Origin of the sequence: Arthrobacter sp. zg-Y1110 (genome assembly GCF_025244865.1) — a bacterium.
Lineage (GTDB): Bacteria > Actinomycetota > Actinomycetes > Actinomycetales > Micrococcaceae > Arthrobacter_B.
Window position 1 is genome coordinate 3,245,415 of record NZ_CP104272.1, and the last position, 16,022, is coordinate 3,261,436.

The window sequence follows — 16,022 nt, forward strand, 5'->3', positions numbered from 1 at the left end:
GAGGAACGATGGATCTGCAGTTGAACGGCAAGACGGCACTGGTCACCGGCGGCACCCGCGGGATTGGGCGGGCGATCGTGGAAGCGTTCGCCGCGGAAGGGGCCAACGTTGCCTTCTGCGCCCGGAACAAGGCGGAAATCACAGCCACCGAAACGGCATTGGCCGGCACCGGGGTCAAGGTGGAAGGCGCAGTCCTGGACGTGGGCGACGGCGACGCCGTGGCCGCCTGGGTGGATGCCGTCGCCGGGCGCTTCGGCGGATTGGACGCGGTGGTCAGCAACGTCAGCGCCCTGGCCATCGATGACAGTGCCGAATCGTGGGAGGCGTGCCTGCGGGTAGACCTGATGGGGACCGTACGCCTGATGCAGGCGGCGGTCCCGCACGTTGGGCGCAGCGAGTCGCCGTCGCTGGTGGCCATCTCCAGCGTTTCCGGCCGGGAGGTGGATTTCGCGTCCGGTCCGTACGGCACGGTCAAGTCGGCGCTGATCGCCTATATGGCCGGGCTGGCCTTCCAGTTGGCCGGGACCGGGATCCGCGCCAACACAGTGTCGCCGGGCAACACCTATCACGACGGCGGCGTCTGGCAGAGCATGGAACGGAACAGTCCGGAGATGTTTGCCTCGTCCATGGCGCTGAATCCCACCGGGCGGATGGGCAGCGCGCAGGAGGTGGCCGACGTCGTTGTGTTCGTCTCCAGCCCGCGCGCCTCCCGGATGACCGGAGCGAACGTTCTGGCGGACGGTGCCCTCTCACGGGGGATCCAGTTCTAGGAGAACGCGGTCCGGGCATAAGCGGCGGCTACTGCCAGGTGCCGCCTACGCCGCCATTTCTTACCCTGTTTTGACGGCTGCGGCTAATGCTCCTCACCGGAATACTGCGCTTCAATTTCTTTACTCCATGCACGCGCGTATAGGCCAAGGGTCGCCTGCTCCCTGAGCGCGAATCCCAGCCCGTTGAGTGCGTGCTGGCTAGCCCCCATTGCCAGTTGCTGCGCACTGCGGCTGACGCGTTGTTTGTCTGCCCGGTACAAATACTCATCCATGGCCCTCGCCCACCGCTTCCGCCAGATATCCACTGCCTGCTCTGAGGCAAGAGCGGCCATCACCCGATGTGCGGGCATAACCCGGGGTGCAATCCGGGCCATCATTGCCCTGCGCGCTTGCGCAGCGTTCGGGCCAAAAGAACCTGTGCAGGCGTGCAGATGAGCGTTCCAGTAGAAGTCCCAGCTAGTGGTTCTGCGGTCGGGCCAAACAGAGGACCGGGGGCCCCGCATCATGGCGTGGCCGGCGTCGAAGAGAAGCAGGGCAACCAGCATCGAGCGCGTGTTGAGGCTGGGAAAGCGATTGACCGCCCACAAAGTCAGATCCATGGAGACCTCGCCAATCTCAGTTACCAGGTCCAAGCCCTTTGGCCCACCGAACCGTGCAAATGCCGCTTCCACCACCTCAGGTACCGGTTCGCCCGGCAGCGGCGGATAAACGAGCCCCGGCGAGTGGGAGATCTTCACAGTACCCAGCGTGGCAACGTTTTCGTCCGCCAGCGCGTGCGCAAACTTCCATAGGCGCTTAGCGACGTCGTCGGTGGCAAGCAAATGCAGGAGCACGGCGTGACGGTCGGATTCCGGGCTGCGTGACAACCGAAACCGGTTCCCCTCCCCGGCCCGCAGTTGGGAAGACAAAGGGGAAACAACATGGCGGATAATGTCGTCGCCGGCATTCTTACGCTCCGGCTCAATAGTCAGGATGGACCACAGGGTTGTGCTGGGGTGCTGCTTCCCAGGGCGGGAAGCTGCACCTCGATGAACAGTATTCGACTGCATTACGCGGCTCATTTCATCCCCAAGAATGATTGGCTGACATGGGTACTTTTGCTGTGTTTATCCTGTGTTCCCAAAACGTGTAAGTCCATACCGCCCCCCCCCCCCAAATCATTACCTGTTCGCGTCCTATTGGGCCGGTGCGCACCGAATGCCGGGAGGTACACGGTCTAGGTCGAGTTGGGAAAAACCGACTTCCCGTCACGGTTGGCGTGCTCCGGGGCCCTTTCCGAAGGCCGTGGCGGGATATGAAATGATCCGTCAATGACTGCCATCCGCAATCCCGAAGGATCGAAAGTGCTCTCGGCCAGTCAAAGCAGCAAGCACAACTTCAGCAAGGACCAGAGCGTCCGCGACGAAATCCGCGTCGAGGTTCCGGTCGGGCCGCGTCGCCAGCTCAAGTGCGTCTGACCCGGATCCATCAACCGGCTCTCAGCTGGCGTCTTTGGCGCCGGAGGCCAGTACGCTAACCCGTGGCCACTAGCCGGCGCCGCCGACGCCGTCATTCCTTACCTTGCTTTGGCGGGAGCGACTAATGCTCCTCACCGGAATACCGCGCTTCAATATCCTTGCTCCAGGCACGCGCGTATATCCCAAGGGCCCCCTGTTCCCGGGGTGGAAAGCCCAGCCGGTTGAGTGCCAGCCCGCTAGCCCCCATAGCCAGCTGCTGCGCACTGCGACTGATGCGTTGCTTGTCTGCCCGGTACAAATACTCATCGATGGCCCTTGCCCAGCGCTTCCGCCAGATATCCACTGCCGACTCCGAGGCAAGGGCGGCCATCACCCTATGCGCAGGCATAACCCGGGGTGCCATCTGGGCCATCATTGCCGTGCGTGCCTGCCCGGAGTGCGAACCAAAAGAACCTGTACAGGCGTGCAGATGAGCATTCCAGTAGTAGTCCCAGCTAGTGGTTCTGCGGTCGGGCCACACAGCGGACCGCGGCCCGCGCATCATGGCGTGCCCGGTGTCGAAGAGAAGCAGGGCGGCCAGCATCGAGCGCATGTTGAGGCGGGGAAAGCGGTTGACTGCCCACAAAGCCAGGTCCGAGGACAAGTCGGCAACCTCAGAAACCAGTTCCAAGCCCTTCCGTCCACCGAACCGGGCAAATGCCGCTTCCATTACTTCGTGCACCGGCTCGCCTGATCGTGGTGGATAAGTGATGTCCGGCCACCGGGAGATCTTCACGGGACCCAGTGAGGCAGCGCTTTCGTCTGCCAACGCGTACACAAACTTCCAAAGCCGCTTAACAACGTCGTCGGCGGCACGCACATGCAGGTGCACGGCCGGATGGGCGGATTCCAGCCTGCGGGAAAAGCCAAACCAGCGCTCTCCCCCGGTCCTCGTTCCGGACATCAGCGGAGCAACAATACGGCGGACTATTTCATCACCCGCATCCCTGTGCTCCGGCTCTACAGTCAACATGGACCACACAGCCGTGCTGTCGTGCTGCACAGGACGGGTAGCTGCCTCACGATGACCAGTGTTCGATTGCACTACGCGGCTCATATCATCCCCAAAATGATCGTCTTGACTTCGGTAGGTGTGTTCCCAACAGTGCGTTCGAACAGTGTGTTGCCAAAACGTGAATGTCCATACGGGTTCTAAGAAATTTTCCATTTGTGTCAGGGACTCTTTTCCTGCGCACGCTGGCCGACTATGGGTTTTGCGAACCAGCGACGCGCACTGCACCACACCGGCTTCGGCACCGTCACCACGTGTAGCAATGCCACCGCCTTGCTTTGGGAGGAGCTGGCACACACTTTTAGAAGCGACAGCGGATTCCGTCCCCCAACCACCGGGCTCTGATGCCGACTCCCGCGTACGCCGCCGGCCGCAGAGCGCCCTGCCATACTCTGACCATGACCGTCTACTTCGAGTGCACCACCCGGACAGCCCTGCCCGCATCGGAGCTGTTTGACCGTGCCCGGAGCATTGATGCGCACAAGGACTCGATGGCGCGGTCCCGGGAAGAGGCGGTCGGCGGCGTGACGTCGGGCCTCATCTCCCTGGGTGAGGACGTCACCTGGCGGGCCTGGCATTTCGGTGTTCCGCTGCGGATGACTAGCCGGATCACCGAGATGGAGGCGCCGGACCGTTTCGTCGATGAGCAGGTCAGGGGCCCGTTCCGGCGGTTCCGGCACGTCCACGAGTTCCGTCAGGATCCCGCGGGCAGCACCATGGTTGACCGCATCGAGTTCGAGGCGCCGTTCGGCGTCGTCGGGCGCCTGGTCGAGAAACTGGTGCTGGCCCGCTACCTCCGGAAGCTCATTGAGTCGCGGAACCGCTACCTCGCCGGGGAGCTCACCTCCAGCTAGCCCCGGCCCGGCCCGGGACTACGCTGGAACAATGACACACAGCTTCGACAAGGACTACTGGGAGCAGCACTGGCACGAGGCTCCGGACACCGATCCGGCCGCGAACCACCAGCCGCCGGCCAACCCCTATGTGGCCCGCCTCGCGGCGGAGCTCCCGGCAGGCATCGCGCTGGACGCCGGCTGCGGCACCGGCGCGGAAGCCCTGGAACTGGCAGCGCACGGCTGGACGGTAGTGGGTACGGACGTATCGGCATCTGCCCTGGCCGCAGCGTCCCGGCGTGCCGAAGCGCAGACCCTGTCCGGCAGTGTGGACTGGATCGAGGCCGACCTGGTCTCCTGGGAACCGGGACGCCGCTTTGACCTGGTCACCACCAACTACGCCCACCCGGCGATGCCGCAGCTGGCGTTCTATGCCCGGGTCGCGGAGTGGGTGGCCCCGGGCGGCACCCTCCTGATTGTCGGGCACGCCCACGACGACGAGGCGACGACGGCGCACGGGCACCATCCGCCGGCCGAAGCGACCGTGACGGCCCGGGACATCCAAGCACTGCTGGATCCGTCCGCGTGGTCCATCACCGTCGCCGAGGAGCATCCGCGCTCCATGACCGCACCGGACGGCAGCCAGGTCACCCTGCGCGACGTCGTCGTCCAGGCCGTCCGCCAGCGCTAATCCGGAACTGCCTCTAGGTCGCGTTCCTTCCGGGTGCTTCCGGACCGGTGGGCCAGCGCAGCAGCGCGGCGACGCCGGCTCCGCCGGGCAGGACGCCGTCGGGCACCAGGAGAAGCTTGGAATCGGTCAGGGCCGCGGCGCGAAGCAGGGCCACAGTCGCGGAAACCTTGCCCAGCACGTCCGCGCCGAGTGCCTGTTCCTCCGCGGTGGCTACCCACGGCTCGGCACCGAGTGCCAGCAGCGGGTGGTCGGCGAGCGCGGTGTCATTCAGGATCAGCACGTCCACCTGAGCCTGTTGGAGCGCCTGGACAACAGCGCCGATGCCGGTGGTCGACTCGGGGTTGGCCTGCCCTTGCTGCAGGGCAAGGCGGTCCATGATCTGTTCCTGCTCGTCCGCCCACTGCAGGGCAATCAGTTCCTGGACGCGGTCCTCAAAACCCTCATGATGGGCGCCGCCGGTACGGGTATGCGAATCGAGCATGCGGACCAGGGGCCGGTGCGCTTCGGCGAGCTGGTCCTGCACCAGTCCGCGGGCACGGACATCACCCGCGAGCACGATCAGCCGGGCACCGCTGCTATCCACGATGCTGTCGATCTGTCCGGCGACCTCGTCCGCGTTCCGGCGCCAGATATCTTCGGTCCTGCGCTGCTGCTTGTCCTGCGCCCAGCCGTCGCCGACGGAGAGTTTGCGGATATCCTCACTGGAGCCTGCAACATCAGAGATGCTGGCGGGACCGGGGCGGCCCACATATTCCAGCCGGATCTCGGCGCCTTCCCGCGACACTTCCGCAACGATGTACGGGAATTCTTCGGGGCGGTGCTTGAGCAGCGGCAGCAGGTCCGGAACTATTCCCGCGGAAAGGTGCTTCGGGCCCATCAGCGGGCCGGGCAGGAGTTCGTTCAGTTCCACCGTTCCCTGCCGGACGAGGACGAAGCGCGACACCGGGGCGGGTACTCCGTAAGCAGGAGCCACCGCGGCTTCCATGGCCTCAAGGTCCGCCGGCGAGGCCCCCTTTTCCGCCAGCGCCGTCCGGACGTTGCCCGGGCGGACTTCAGCGGCTTCGCGGCCTTCCACGGTTCCGGCCCCGGCATCGACATAAGCGGCACACCAGGGTCCTTGTTTCCGGTAGAGGTCAGCGAATTTGTGGAGATGCTCGGTCATGGCGATCTCCTTCCCGTGCGGGTGTTCCCGCACATCGATTCAATCCGTGCCTCTAGCTAACACCGGCGTCCGCGGCAACTAAAGGGTTGCGCACGCCGCACGCCTGCCACGGCCGGTCTAATCCGCGAGTGAACGGATAACCCGGGCAGGTGACCCGACGGCGAGGGACCGCGCCGGAACGTCCTTGGTGACGACGGCGCCGGCGGCCACCACGGAATCGTCGCCGATGGTCACACCCGGCAACACCGTGACGTTGGAACCGAGCCAGACATTCCGGCCCAGTGTGACCGGCGCCGGATGCATGTCCGCCCGGCGCACCGGCGACAGATCATGGTTGAGCGTGGCCAGGACAACGTTGTGGCCGATCAGGCAGTCATCGCCGATGCGGATCCCGCCCTGGTCCTGGAACCGGCAGCCGGCGTTGATGAACACCCGTTTCCCCAGGCTGATGTTCTTCCCGAAGTCGGAGGAAAACGGCGGGAACAGGGCCCCGGATTCGTCCACCGGCCTCCCGGTCAGCCGGGAGAGCAGCTCCCGCACCCGGGCCGGTTCGTGGTAGCCGCTGTTGATCTCGCCGGTAATCTGCAGGGCGGCCTGGCTGGCGTGATGCATGGCCTCATGCAGGGGCGATCCGGCGGTAATGGTCTCGCCTGCGTTGAGCGCCGCGAGCAGTTCCTCGAGGTCCATGGTGCCCCTAGTCGGTTGGCCTACTCGTCCTACCGTCGCACCGGGGCGGCGGGGTGGCAACAGCTCCCGGATCGGCGGGACGGATGCCGCGGCACCGTCCCGCCGTCGTCGTCCGTCGGATCGCCTGCCGCCGGCCAGCATCGGAGTCTTGCGGGGAAGGGGACTACTTCAGGTTCTGAATGGCGTAGTCGGCTTCCTCCTGGGTGAACATTGCGCCGTACATATCGGTGCTGGCGAGGTAATCCCGCAGCTCATCCAGGGGCATCGGGTTTTCCTTCTGCAAAGACTTCGCGGCTTCCAGCGCGTTGGTCTTGTAATCGGCCTTGAGGTTATCGACGGCGTACTGCGCGGCCTCCGGGGTGTACTGGCCGTATTCCCCACCCAGCTGCTCCTGGATGGCTGCCTTGCTCATGTGCAGGGAGTCGCTGTAGAACGTGGCACTGTTCAGCGCCTGCAGATTGTCATCGTTCTTTGGAACGGCAGGAGCAGCGGGGGCCTCCTCGGTCGGCGCGGAGTAGACCGGAGCCGGGCTCGACTGCGTAGTGCTGTTCGTCTCCGATGCCTTCTGGCTTTCCTCAATGGCCGCTCCGATCACCGCCATCATGGTGGTCGCCATGACCACAGACAGGATCACATTGAGAACCCAGACGACGGCGGTGACGATCCACGCCGTCTTCTTATTCTCCTTGTAGCCGTCCAGCGGGCGGCCCTGCTTGTCCTTCTGGTTCCCGGTCAGGGTGATGATCAGGTCGACCAGCGTCCAGATACCGAAACCGCCACCCGTCAGGAGCTTCAGGACGCCGGTCCCGATCTTGCCCAGGTAGAACCGGTCGATACCCAGCCCGCCCAGGAAGAGCGCGAGCAGCCATGTCACGACAAAGGACTTCCCGGTGCCGGTAACGGGCTTATAGCTTGTTTCGGTAGTGCTCATTAAGGGGTATGCCTTTTCTGTTATCAGGGTCGTGCTTCAGTAGTTGACGATGTCAAAGCGTCATATCTTCGCCGCAGCGGAGATTGCAACTACGGTCGAATCCGCAGTTTCCGCACACCGGAACAATTAGGTCGACCCGGACATATTATCCGACGGAGCACCCCTGCTCTCACGTCGAAAGCGCGGGATCTCCTATAAATTACTGATTATCGGAGTTTCATGTTGCGATCAGCGACAAAATCAGGGGATATTGAAATCCATGCCTCAAAGCCACCGTATTATTCAACCGGCAATCGCTGTGCTTGCCGTACTGTTTCTGGGGGCTTGCGCTCCGTCAGTCCCGGATGCCGAGACTGCGGGACCGGGGCCGACCGAAACACAAACCGCTGCGGCTGAGTCCCCTTCGAAGGAACAGGACCTACCCCAACCGGCGGTCTCCACACCCCAGGTTTCGACGTACATCACCCCCGACGGCATGTTCGAGTTCGATTACCCCTCCGAATGGTCAGTACTCTCCAATCCCGCCTCGAGCCCGAACGAAGTGTCCACGTCCCTCATCGTGCAGGACGCGCAAGGAAGGCAGATGGCTGCTTTTGTCGCAGGTTTTCCTGCAGTCAATGACTCGGTGGTCGCCGGGCCTACCGCACCTGTTCCGCTCGAATATCAGAAAATTCCGGGTGAGCAGATTGCCCCAACCCATGAAGGGACGGCAATCGCTTATCACTATGAAACAAGGTTCAACCCGGTCCGTGGTGAAGTGGGTGCTGAGATGAGTATCAATACTTTCAAGTCAGACTTCCCGATCTCGTCCTCCCTGCCCGGCTTCAATATTGACTCAACAACCGGCGCAGCATTCTCCCGGTGGATTAGCCCTTCAGAGGACCTTCCTGATATCGATCCGAGCCTCAAAGCTGCCGGGAGCAGCAGTTTTTTCGAGGCGTATCAGCGCACTGCTGAGTATCAAGCCGTCAAAGAAATGATGATCTCGCTCCGCCGAACCTAGCCGTCGCGCCAGGAGCTCCGCAGAGTTTCGATGCCGTCCAGCAGGACGTCGAGCCCGACGTTGAATTCGGCGTCATAGTCATAGCCTTCCTTCGCCAGCTCGCCCACCACTTCGAGCAGGTACGGATACAAGGCCGCGGCCTCCGCCGATTCCCCGTTGAGGGTGTCGGCGGCAGCCTCGGCCGACTCCTCCGGGGTTTCAAAGGACAGGGTCTTCTGCTGCAGGGCAAAGCCGTATACGTAGGCATCCAGCAGGCTCATGACGTGGACGGTAGTGCGGAACGAGAATCCGCTCTGCCGCAGGCAGCCCAGCATCGCGTTGTGCTGGCGCAGGCTCTCCGGTCCCGGCCGGCCGGCCGCTTCCATCCGTCCCACGGCCCAGCGGTGCCGGACCAGTGCGGCCCAGAGGGAGACGGCGCGGCCGCGCATGGCTTGTTTCCAGCCGCGCCCGCTGTCCGGTTCCGTGACCTCGGCCCAGACCAGGTCCACCATGCCCTCGAGCAGTTCCTGCTTGTTGGCCACGTGTTTGTACAGCGCCATGGGAACCACGCCGAGTTCGTCCGCCAGCGTGCGCATAGTGAAACCGTCAGTGCCCACCTGATCAGCCAGCACGACGCCGGCGCGCAGCACGGCGTCCCGGTTCAGGCGCGGACGCCGCGCGGACGGTTCCTGCTGCCGCGCCTTGGGTACCTGTCCCACAGTGCCACCTTCCCGGGAAGAGATCCTTGACAAAGTGTACGACATACACCTAGGTTCATCGCATCCGGTGTACGCAGTACACCTTTGGCTGACAGGAGCGTCATGCAGACCTCTAACCGCACGGCCCGGACCGCCGGGATCCTCTTCCTCCTCACCTTCGCCTCCGCCATCGCCGGGGCTGCCCTGTACGCACCGCTGCTCACCGACCCCAACTACCTCGCCGGACCCGGTGCGGACACCCGGATCCTGCTCGGCGCCGTCTGCGAACTGGTGCTGATCGTGACCAACATCGGCACCGCCGTCGTGCTGTTTCCCGTGCTGCGGCGCTACAGCGAGACCGCCGCGGTCGGCTATGTTGCGGCCCGGATCATGGAGTGCGCGCTTATTGCCGTCGGAATTCTCAGCGTGCTCACCGTGGTGACGCTGCGGCAGACCGCGGGTGCCGACGCCGGGGAGTACCTGCCCGTAGCCCGGGCGCTGGTGGCGGTGCACGGCTGGACGTTCCTGCTCGGCCCGGGGTTCGTGGTGGGCATCGGCAACGGGCTGCTGCTCGGGTTCCTGATGTACCGCTCGCACCTGGTGCCGCGGCCGATGGCACTGTTCGGCCTGATCGGCGGCCCGCTGATGTCGCTGTCCGGCCTTGCCGTGCTTTTCGGAGCCTACGGGCAGACCTCGGTTCCCTCGGCCCTGGCCACCCTTCCGGAGATCATCTGGGAGGCGTCGCTGGGGATTTACCTGACGGCCGTCGGCTTCCGGCGGCCGCGGGAAACCGCTGCCGAGACCGACGTCGACAGCAGGCAGCAGACGGCGTAGATTCCGCCTTGGGTGGGATCACCGTCAGACAGTGGCCGCCCCCGAGCCTGCGGCAGCCGGACCATTGATGAGGAGACACCCATGCGCGGTTCAGCACTGATCGTCGGAGCGGGCATCGGGGGAACCGCCGTTGCGCGGGGACTGCTGCGCGCAGGATGGTCGGTCCAGGTGCTCGAACGCGGCGCAAACCTGCCCGGCAGCGGAACGGCACTGGCCATGTGGCCCGAGGCGATGCGCGCCCTCGACGCGTTGGGCGCCGGTGACGCAGTCCGCGCCGGTTCGGTGGAAGAGCGCGGCGCACGGATTCTGAAACCTGACGGCAGCCAGATCGCAGCCATGGGCCGCGGCCGGACCGCTCGCCTTGTTCCACGCACCGTCCTGCTCGAGGCCCTGGCCGGGGACTTTCCTGCCGGGGTTATCGAATGGGATTCACCGGTCGCCGAACCCTCAACCCTGCCTTCTGCCGATGTTGTCGTGGCCGCCGACGGAATCTTCAGCCGCCTGCGCACCGCCGGCAACGGAGTATCGCCCCGGGCACTGGGAACAGTGGCCTTTCGGGGCGTTGTCCCCGGCCCGGCCCGCGGAGTCAGCGAGACCTGGGGGCGCGGCCGCCTGTTCGGCATTACGCCGCTGGATGCCGGCAGCACTAACTGGTTTGCCTGCCTCCGCTCCACAGACCTTCCCGCGCTGGGCTCCCCGGAGGCTATCGGCGCCCAGGGGGCCGACCTGCTGCGCAGCCTCTACCGCGGGTGGCATCCGGATATCGCCCAGGTCCTGGGGAAACTGGACGGGAGCCCGATAGATTACCGGGAACTGTTCGACATTCCGCCGCTCCCGTCCTACATTTCCGGCAACTTGGCGCTGCTCGGCGACGCGGCGCACGGTATGGCGCCGAACCTTGGCCGCGGCGCCTGCGAGGCACTTCTGGACGCGGTTGCCCTGGTCGACGCACTAACCGCGGCTCCCGACGTTGCCGCCGGCCTGCAGCGCTACGACGCCGGCCGGCGTCGGCGGGGAAACCTCATGGTCCGCGCGGCACGGCTGCTGAACCGTGTCGGCACGGCCGAACACTTCACCGGAGCTCGAAACCTCGCAATGTCCGCCGGGTCACGGCTCGCCTAACACTTCCGCCGCCCGGGAGCACCCGCAGGGGCGCCGCCGCCCGGGGGAATTCCTCCGCAGCAGCGGCAGTTGCCTCCTTTAGGGGCTGCCGGAGGACACCCGCGCCAGTCCAGCCGAACATTATCGAAGGGATACGCAATGCCGACATTGGGCATCATTGGAAGCGGGAACATCGGATCCGCAGTCGCGCGGCTCGCGGTTGCGGCGGGCATGAACGTCGTTATTGCCAACTCGAGGGGACCTGAAACGCTCTCGGAACTGGTGGCCGACCTCGGGCCGCTGGCCCAGGCCGGAACGGTGGAAGACGCCGCGAAACTCGGTGACGCCGTCGTGCTGTCCATTCCACTGAACGCGGTTTCCGCTCTTCCGGACGGACTCCTGGCCGGCAAGATCGTCCTGGACACCAGCAATTACTATCCGTCCCGGGACGGGCGCATCGCCGAGCTCGATGACAGCACGGTGACCACCAGCGAACTGGTGCAGAGCCGGCTTCCCGGGGCGCAGTACGTCAAGGCCTTCAATAACGTCCTGGCCCACCACATTCCGCTTCTGGCCCGCCCCGCCGGGTCCGCTGAGCGCTCCGCTCTGCCCATCGCTTCCGACGACGATTCGGCCAAGGCTGAGGCGGCCGCACTCATCGACGGGCTGGGCTATGACGTCGTCGAGGCGGGCACCCTCGCCGAGAGCTGGAGGTTTGAGCCGGACTCCGCTGGCTACACCCGTCTGTACCTCGCGGATGCCAGCATCCCCGACGACCAGCTGATGAGCTCGGTTCCGGGCACAACACCCAAGGCGAAGGTCGAGTCCGCACTGGCGTCGGCCACCCGGGTGAACGTGGCGGAACGCCTCTTCTAAGCAGTAGACGGGTGCAGGGTGCGCGGCGGTTAGATCCGATCCGGCCGCCGCGCGGGGAAGCATCGCCTCAGCCCACGGCGTAGGTCACCCGGACTCCCCCGTTGTCGAGGCGTTGTTCCCGCAGCAGGCGAAGGTCCAGTGGCACCCCGTCGGGCAGGGCCCGCTGACCGCCGCCGGCAATTACCGGACAGATCACCAGCGACACAATGTCCACCAACCCCATGCGCATGGCGCTCTTAGCCAGTTCCGGTCCGCCGATCATGACGTTTCCCGCGGCTTTGGCCCGCTCCACGGCTTCCGGGGTCAGGGTGGGTTCCAACGATGTCCGGCCGGTGAAAACATCCTGCAGTGTGGAGGAAAACACCACCTTGGGCACCGCCGACCAGGCGTCCGCGAACCTGTCAGTCCCCGGAAGGCCAACTGACGCGGCGCGGTCGGTCTCCCACACGGACAGGGTTTCGTACATCCGTCGCCCGTAGAGCACGGCGGCCGCGTCCTCCAGGTCCTCGGAATGTGAGGCAAGAAAATCTTCGGTCGGCTCCAACCAGGCGAAGTTACCGTCAGCGTCGGCGCTGTACCCGTCCAGTGAGCAGTTCATGGAGTACGTAAGGGATCCCATTCCCCAACTCAACTCTCCGGGTTTCCGCTGCACAAGGGTGCAGGTGCGCAGGGCACGCATGCGTCGCTAAGCAGTGCTCACGCAGGGCCTGGAACGGGCCTAGTGGAGCGACTTCAGCCCGATCACGCCGCCCACGATCATCGCCAGGAACACGATCTTCAGCAGGGACACGGATTCCGCGCCGGTGGCCATGGCGTAGATGACGGTCAGTGTCGCGCCGATCCCTACCCAGACGGCGTACGAGGTGCCCAGCGGCAGTTCCCGCATGGCGTAGGCGAGCCCGGCCATGCTGGCGATAAGGGCGGTAACGAAAATGGCCGACGGCCAGAACCGGCTGAATCCCTGCGATTTGTCCAGGGCGGTGGCCCATACTGCTTCCAGGACGCCGGACAGCACCAGAACAATCCATGACATGAGAGTCTCCCTCGGGCCGTCTTGTCGCACACCGGGTACGGCACCCCTCGTCCGGGAGACCGTGTCGCGGCCTCCCCTCCACGGTCGCACGTCCGGTTTTCCGGGGCAACCTGGCTTCGCGGCGGGTGAACCCGGGAGCTACTAGAGTGGCGCCCATGCTGCAACTGATTGCCCCCGACGCCGCCTGGCAGGACTCCTGGCGCGAGGCGCACGCCGAATGGGGTCCGGGACAGCATGAGGACGGCTTTGGGCTCCTGCCCGGCGACGACGTCGAGGCACCGGACGGGTTCGACGCGCCGGTACGCCGCTACCGGCTCACCGCTGAGCCCGCGGGGATATTTCCGGCCGGCCGGTAACCGGGAAGCGGCGGCCGTCGACCAACCGGCCCGAAAGTGCCAGAGTTTTAGCCATGACTTATGAACAGTTTGAGCGCGATGACCTGGACATTGCCCTCTGGTGGCCGATGCTCACCGCCGAGTCCCGCGAGTGGCTGACCGCCAATAACGGTGACGCCGTAGAGCCGTGGGTGGTGGAGGAAATCTCCCGCAGCCGCGGCATGGCTTCCGACGGCAGCGGAGCCTACTACCTGCCGGATGCCGCCGTGGACTGGATTGAGGCCCGGGCAAACGGCGAACTGCCGGGGCTATGACTTCCGGATGACCCAGCCGGGCACCGCAGCGGAGTCCGACGGCGGGCCGGCGGCAACCGCCGTCGACTGGGCTTTCTTTACGTTCAGCGGCATCGGTGCAGCCTGGTTCGCCGTGCTGCTGCTGGAGGAGAGCCTGCAGCAGCGGCATATCTGGTTCCTGGTGGTGTTCTGGGCCGCGCTGGCGTACTTGGTGCTGCCGCGCCTGGACCGGGTCCTGACACAGATTTTCATTCCCAACTACTTCATGGGCCGCACCCGCACCAATGCCGGCCTGTTCGGCGACGCCGTCAACCTCGCCTTTCTGGGCAGCGAGGCGCAGTTGCGGGGCGCCTTGGAAAAGGCCGGCTGGCACCTCGCGGACCCGGTGACCCTGGCCAGCAGCTGGCGCATTGTCTCCTCCACCCTGCTGCATCGCAGCTATGTCCAGGCCCCGGTGAGCCCCCTGCTCCTGTTCGACCGGCAGCAGGATTTTGCCTACGAGCAGGAAATGCACGGCAACCCGCGGCAGCGCCACCATGTCCGTTTCTGGCGCTGCCCCGAGGGCTGGATGCTCCCCGGCGGCATTGCCGCGGACTGGCTGGGCGCCGCGTCCTTTGACCGTGCCGTCGGTTTGTCCCTGTTCACCCTGCAGGTCACGCACCGGGTCGGAGAGAACATCGACGCCGAACGGGACTACCTGATCAGCTCTCTCCGGGAAGCCTCCCCCGCGGTGTCCGTGGAGGTCATCAAGAACTTCTCCACCGGATACCACTCCCGCAACGGCGGCGGGGACTCGATTGTCACCGACGGGGACCTGCCGGTGGCGGACCTGAGCAGTCTCCCGGACATCGGCCCGACCGTGCCCATCGGCGCAGCTGCTGCCCGGGACCGGCCGCCGGCCGCGGTTATTTTGGGTGCCGTTCTGGTGTTCCTGCGCGGATTCGCCTCCCTGGCGATGGCGGCGCCCTTCCTGGTCCACTTGGCCGATATCTCCCCGGTGATCAACCTGCTGGGCACCCAGAGCCGTGGGATTGCCGAGCTGGGCAGTGCCTACGCTCCCACCAGCGTCTCGCTCACCGTTTTCGCCGGGGTGGAGGCGGTGCTGGCCGTGCTCATACTGCGCGGCAGTAACAGGGCCCGGATCACCGCGATGTGCCTGAGCTCAGTCGCCATGGCCCTGCAGGTGGCCGCCGTGTCCGCCGGACCCGAGGCGGCGCTGCGGACCAACTTGTTCGGCTACGCCTTTGACGTCCTGCTGATCCTCGCCCTGTCCGGCGATCAGGCTCGGATCTACGCCCACTCCCGCCGTCGTCGTCCGGCCAGCGCGAGCTAATCCACCGGCTCCAGCGCCCGCACCCGGGACCGGTAATGCAGCGGCGATTCGCCCACACTGCGCTTGAACGCCGTACTGAAGGCGCTCTCGGAGGAGAAACCCAGGTCCAACGCCAATGAACGGATCCGGGTATCCCCGGACCTCAGTTCCCGCTGCGCTACGAGCATGCGCCAGTTATTCAGGTAGGACCGCGGCGGAGAGCCGGCAACTTCCCTAAACCGTTCGGTGAAGGCGGTGCGCGACATGGCCACGGCACCGGCCATGTCCTCCAGGCTCGGAGGCCGGGTCCCCTGGGCGTGGATCAACGCCAGCGCCGGCCGCAGCCGTTCGTCGGCAAGCAGTTTCAGCCATCCCGGCGGCAGTGCCGCATCGGTGATGAATGCACGCAACACCTCCAGCAACAGCAGCTGGCCGTACTGTCGTGCCGCAAACCCCGACCCGACCCGCTGCCCGGACACCTCCTCGAACAGCCGCTCGACGAGTCCGTGCAGGTGCGGCGCGGCGTCGGTTCCGGAACGTATGTGGGCCACGGGCGGCAGGGCCCGCAGCAGCAGTTCACGCCCGGTGGCGTTCACAGCCACTCGGCCGCCGATGACGATGTCCTCGGTGCCCGGTGCACCCTCCCCCACCCGGACGAACGTCCCGCTGGCCGGCGGTTTCAGGCGCAGCGGCGAGGCGTCCCCGCTGCCGCCCTCCAGCTTGAGCCAGCGGCGGCCGTTGAGGAGGGCAACATCGCCAGCCTCCAGGATCAGGGGCATGTCCGGCCCGTCGGTCGAGAGCCGCATCCTGCCCTGCACAACCGCGAAGAACTTCAGGTCCTCATCGAGACTGCTTTCGGTTTCCCACCGCCCGGACACCGCAGTGCTGCCCGAAATAATGCTCCTGACCTCTATCAGGTCGAGGACTTCCGATAACCGGTCATTCACCATCTTTGTACTGTAGAGCAAAAAATACG

Annotated in this window: 20 protein-coding genes and 1 riboswitch; of the genes, 11 read left to right on the forward strand and 9 right to left on the reverse strand. The window is 65.3% G+C overall.

Translation table 11 applies throughout. The annotated features are described in order from the left end of the window. The first annotated feature begins 8 nt into the window (after positions 1-8). Positions 9-770: an SDR family NAD(P)-dependent oxidoreductase gene (locus N2K99_RS15175; RefSeq protein WP_227919690.1), complete on the forward strand. Its 762-nt coding sequence runs from the start codon at positions 9-11 to the stop codon at positions 768-770. Between the two features lie 83 nt (positions 771-853). Here N2K99_RS15175 and N2K99_RS15180 read toward each other — a convergent pair whose 3' ends face one another. Further along, complete coding sequence (locus N2K99_RS15180) at positions 854-1,819, reverse strand: hypothetical protein (protein WP_227932816.1); 966 nt, start codon at positions 1,817-1,819, stop codon at positions 854-856. Positions 1,820-2,080: 261 nt separating this feature from the next. On the opposite strand from N2K99_RS15180, the gene N2K99_RS15185 reads away from it, so the two are divergent. Continuing rightward, the gene (locus N2K99_RS15185; protein WP_227932815.1) at positions 2,081-2,227 is read left to right on the forward strand and encodes a hypothetical protein; all 147 of its coding nucleotides are present in this window, start codon (positions 2,081-2,083) and stop codon (positions 2,225-2,227) included. Positions 2,228-2,348: 121 nt separating this feature from the next. Here the strand turns inward: N2K99_RS15185 and N2K99_RS15190 are convergent, their stop codons facing one another. Beyond that, a complete protein-coding gene (locus N2K99_RS15190) occupies positions 2,349-3,239 on the reverse strand; it encodes a lantibiotic dehydratase C-terminal domain-containing protein (protein WP_260554682.1) in 891 nt (296 codons plus the stop codon). A gap of 437 nt (positions 3,240-3,676) precedes the next feature. Here N2K99_RS15190 and N2K99_RS15195 point away from each other — a divergent pair, with 437 nt between their 5' ends. Next, positions 3,677-4,132: an SRPBCC family protein gene (locus N2K99_RS15195; protein WP_227919698.1), complete on the forward strand. Its 456-nt coding sequence runs from the start codon at positions 3,677-3,679 to the stop codon at positions 4,130-4,132. Between the two features lie 31 nt (positions 4,133-4,163). After that, positions 4,164-4,802 (forward strand): bifunctional 2-polyprenyl-6-hydroxyphenol methylase/3-demethylubiquinol 3-O-methyltransferase UbiG, encoded by a 639-nt coding sequence (locus N2K99_RS15200; protein WP_227932813.1) that lies wholly within the window; start codon positions 4,164-4,166, stop codon positions 4,800-4,802. Between the two features lie 13 nt (positions 4,803-4,815). On the opposite strand, the gene N2K99_RS15205 is transcribed toward N2K99_RS15200, so the two are convergent. The 3 genes from N2K99_RS15205 to N2K99_RS15215 form a co-directional block, all read right to left on the reverse strand. Continuing rightward, positions 4,816-5,964 (reverse strand): Vms1/Ankzf1 family peptidyl-tRNA hydrolase, encoded by a 1,149-nt coding sequence (locus tag N2K99_RS15205; protein ID WP_227932812.1) that lies wholly within the window; start codon positions 5,962-5,964, stop codon positions 4,816-4,818. A gap of 117 nt (positions 5,965-6,081) precedes the next feature. After that, positions 6,082-6,651: a sugar O-acetyltransferase gene (locus tag N2K99_RS15210; RefSeq protein WP_227932811.1), complete on the reverse strand. Its 570-nt coding sequence runs from the start codon at positions 6,649-6,651 to the stop codon at positions 6,082-6,084. Positions 6,652-6,814: 163 nt separating this feature from the next. Next, the gene (locus tag N2K99_RS15215) at positions 6,815-7,582 is read right to left on the reverse strand and encodes an Ltp family lipoprotein (RefSeq protein WP_227932810.1); all 768 of its coding nucleotides are present in this window, start codon (positions 7,580-7,582) and stop codon (positions 6,815-6,817) included. 583 nt (positions 7,583-8,165) lie between these two features. Between N2K99_RS15215 and N2K99_RS15220 the strand changes: the two genes are divergently transcribed. Next, on the forward strand, positions 8,166-8,585 hold the full coding sequence (locus tag N2K99_RS15220; protein WP_227932809.1) for a hypothetical protein: 420 nt from the start codon (positions 8,166-8,168) through the stop codon (positions 8,583-8,585). Here N2K99_RS15220 and N2K99_RS15225 read toward each other — a convergent pair. Further along, positions 8,582-9,283, reverse strand: a complete 702-nt coding sequence (locus N2K99_RS15225) for a TetR/AcrR family transcriptional regulator C-terminal domain-containing protein (RefSeq protein ID WP_227932808.1) — start codon at positions 9,281-9,283, stop codon at positions 8,582-8,584. The genes N2K99_RS15220 and N2K99_RS15225 overlap by 4 nt on opposite strands. Positions 9,284-9,385: 102 nt before the next feature. Between N2K99_RS15225 and N2K99_RS15230 the strand changes: the two genes are divergently transcribed. The 3 genes from N2K99_RS15230 (at position 9,386) to N2K99_RS15240 (ending at position 12,073) form a co-directional block, all read left to right on the forward strand. After that, the gene (locus N2K99_RS15230) at positions 9,386-10,096 is read left to right on the forward strand and encodes a DUF4386 domain-containing protein (protein ID WP_227932807.1); all 711 of its coding nucleotides are present in this window, start codon (positions 9,386-9,388) and stop codon (positions 10,094-10,096) included. An 81-nt stretch (positions 10,097-10,177) separates the two neighbouring features. Further along, the gene (locus N2K99_RS15235; RefSeq protein WP_227932806.1) at positions 10,178-11,218 is read left to right on the forward strand and encodes an FAD-dependent monooxygenase; all 1,041 of its coding nucleotides are present in this window, start codon (positions 10,178-10,180) and stop codon (positions 11,216-11,218) included. Positions 11,219-11,356: 138 nt separating this feature from the next. Further along, positions 11,357-12,073 (forward strand): NADPH-dependent F420 reductase, encoded by a 717-nt coding sequence (locus tag N2K99_RS15240; RefSeq protein ID WP_231711668.1) that lies wholly within the window; start codon positions 11,357-11,359, stop codon positions 12,071-12,073. A 67-nt stretch (positions 12,074-12,140) separates the two neighbouring features. Here the strand turns inward: N2K99_RS15240 and N2K99_RS15245 are convergent, their stop codons facing one another. Then, positions 12,141-12,692, reverse strand: coding sequence for a dihydrofolate reductase family protein (locus tag N2K99_RS15245; protein ID WP_227919732.1), 552 nt, complete (start codon positions 12,690-12,692; stop codon positions 12,141-12,143). A gap of 99 nt (positions 12,693-12,791) precedes the next feature. Then, positions 12,792-13,106, reverse strand: a complete 315-nt coding sequence (locus N2K99_RS15250; RefSeq protein ID WP_227919735.1) for a multidrug efflux SMR transporter — start codon at positions 13,104-13,106, stop codon at positions 12,792-12,794. Between the two features lie 10 nt (positions 13,107-13,116). Further along, positions 13,117-13,183: riboswitch (guanidine-III (ykkC-III) riboswitch) on the reverse strand. A 78-nt stretch (positions 13,184-13,261) separates the two neighbouring features. Here N2K99_RS15250 and N2K99_RS15255 point away from each other — a divergent pair. The 3 genes from N2K99_RS15255 to N2K99_RS15265 are packed head-to-tail and all read left to right on the forward strand — an operon-like array spanning position 13,262 to position 15,067. Beyond that, a complete protein-coding gene (locus N2K99_RS15255; protein ID WP_227932804.1) occupies positions 13,262-13,462 on the forward strand; it encodes a hypothetical protein in 201 nt (66 codons plus the stop codon). Between the two features lie 53 nt (positions 13,463-13,515). Further along, positions 13,516-13,755: a hypothetical protein gene (locus N2K99_RS15260; protein WP_227932803.1), complete on the forward strand. Its 240-nt coding sequence runs from the start codon at positions 13,516-13,518 to the stop codon at positions 13,753-13,755. A gap of 7 nt (positions 13,756-13,762) precedes the next feature. Then, positions 13,763-15,067, forward strand: coding sequence for an LssY C-terminal domain-containing protein (locus N2K99_RS15265; protein ID WP_227932802.1), 1,305 nt, complete (start codon positions 13,763-13,765; stop codon positions 15,065-15,067). On the opposite strand, the gene N2K99_RS15270 is transcribed toward N2K99_RS15265, so the two are convergent. Beyond that, positions 15,064-15,996: an AraC family transcriptional regulator gene (locus N2K99_RS15270; protein ID WP_227932801.1), complete on the reverse strand. Its 933-nt coding sequence runs from the start codon at positions 15,994-15,996 to the stop codon at positions 15,064-15,066. The two genes, N2K99_RS15265 and N2K99_RS15270, sit on opposite strands and share 4 nt — an antisense overlap. Positions 15,997-16,022 lie beyond the last annotated feature (26 nt).

Coding starts and splice junctions, on each gene's coding strand:
- N2K99_RS15175 (WP_227919690.1), top strand. CDS start 9: ATGGATCTGCAGTTGAACGGCAAGACGGCACTGGTCACCGGCGGCACC.
- N2K99_RS15180 (WP_227932816.1), bottom strand. CDS start 1,819: ATGCAGTCGAATACTGTTCATCGAGGTGCAGCTTCCCGCCCTGGGAAG.
- N2K99_RS15185 (WP_227932815.1), top strand. CDS start 2,081: ATGACTGCCATCCGCAATCCCGAAGGATCGAAAGTGCTCTCGGCCAGT.
- N2K99_RS15190 (WP_260554682.1), bottom strand. CDS start 3,239: ATGTTGACTGTAGAGCCGGAGCACAGGGATGCGGGTGATGAAATAGTC.
- N2K99_RS15195 (WP_227919698.1), top strand. CDS start 3,677: ATGACCGTCTACTTCGAGTGCACCACCCGGACAGCCCTGCCCGCATCG.
- N2K99_RS15200 (WP_227932813.1), top strand. CDS start 4,164: ATGACACACAGCTTCGACAAGGACTACTGGGAGCAGCACTGGCACGAG.
- N2K99_RS15205 (WP_227932812.1), bottom strand. CDS start 5,964: ATGACCGAGCATCTCCACAAATTCGCTGACCTCTACCGGAAACAAGGA.
- N2K99_RS15210 (WP_227932811.1), bottom strand. CDS start 6,651: ATGGACCTCGAGGAACTGCTCGCGGCGCTCAACGCAGGCGAGACCATT.
- N2K99_RS15215 (WP_227932810.1), bottom strand. CDS start 7,582: ATGAGCACTACCGAAACAAGCTATAAGCCCGTTACCGGCACCGGGAAG.
- N2K99_RS15220 (WP_227932809.1), top strand. CDS start 8,166: ATGGCTGCTTTTGTCGCAGGTTTTCCTGCAGTCAATGACTCGGTGGTC.
- N2K99_RS15230 (WP_227932807.1), top strand. CDS start 9,386: ATGCAGACCTCTAACCGCACGGCCCGGACCGCCGGGATCCTCTTCCTC.
- N2K99_RS15235 (WP_227932806.1), top strand. CDS start 10,178: ATGCGCGGTTCAGCACTGATCGTCGGAGCGGGCATCGGGGGAACCGCC.
- N2K99_RS15240 (WP_231711668.1), top strand. CDS start 11,357: ATGCCGACATTGGGCATCATTGGAAGCGGGAACATCGGATCCGCAGTC.
- N2K99_RS15245 (WP_227919732.1), bottom strand. CDS start 12,692: ATGGGATCCCTTACGTACTCCATGAACTGCTCACTGGACGGGTACAGC.
- N2K99_RS15250 (WP_227919735.1), bottom strand. CDS start 13,106: ATGTCATGGATTGTTCTGGTGCTGTCCGGCGTCCTGGAAGCAGTATGG.
- N2K99_RS15255 (WP_227932804.1), top strand. CDS start 13,262: ATGCTGCAACTGATTGCCCCCGACGCCGCCTGGCAGGACTCCTGGCGC.
- N2K99_RS15260 (WP_227932803.1), top strand. CDS start 13,516: ATGACTTATGAACAGTTTGAGCGCGATGACCTGGACATTGCCCTCTGG.
- N2K99_RS15265 (WP_227932802.1), top strand. CDS start 13,763: ATGACCCAGCCGGGCACCGCAGCGGAGTCCGACGGCGGGCCGGCGGCA.
- N2K99_RS15270 (WP_227932801.1), bottom strand. CDS start 15,996: ATGGTGAATGACCGGTTATCGGAAGTCCTCGACCTGATAGAGGTCAGG.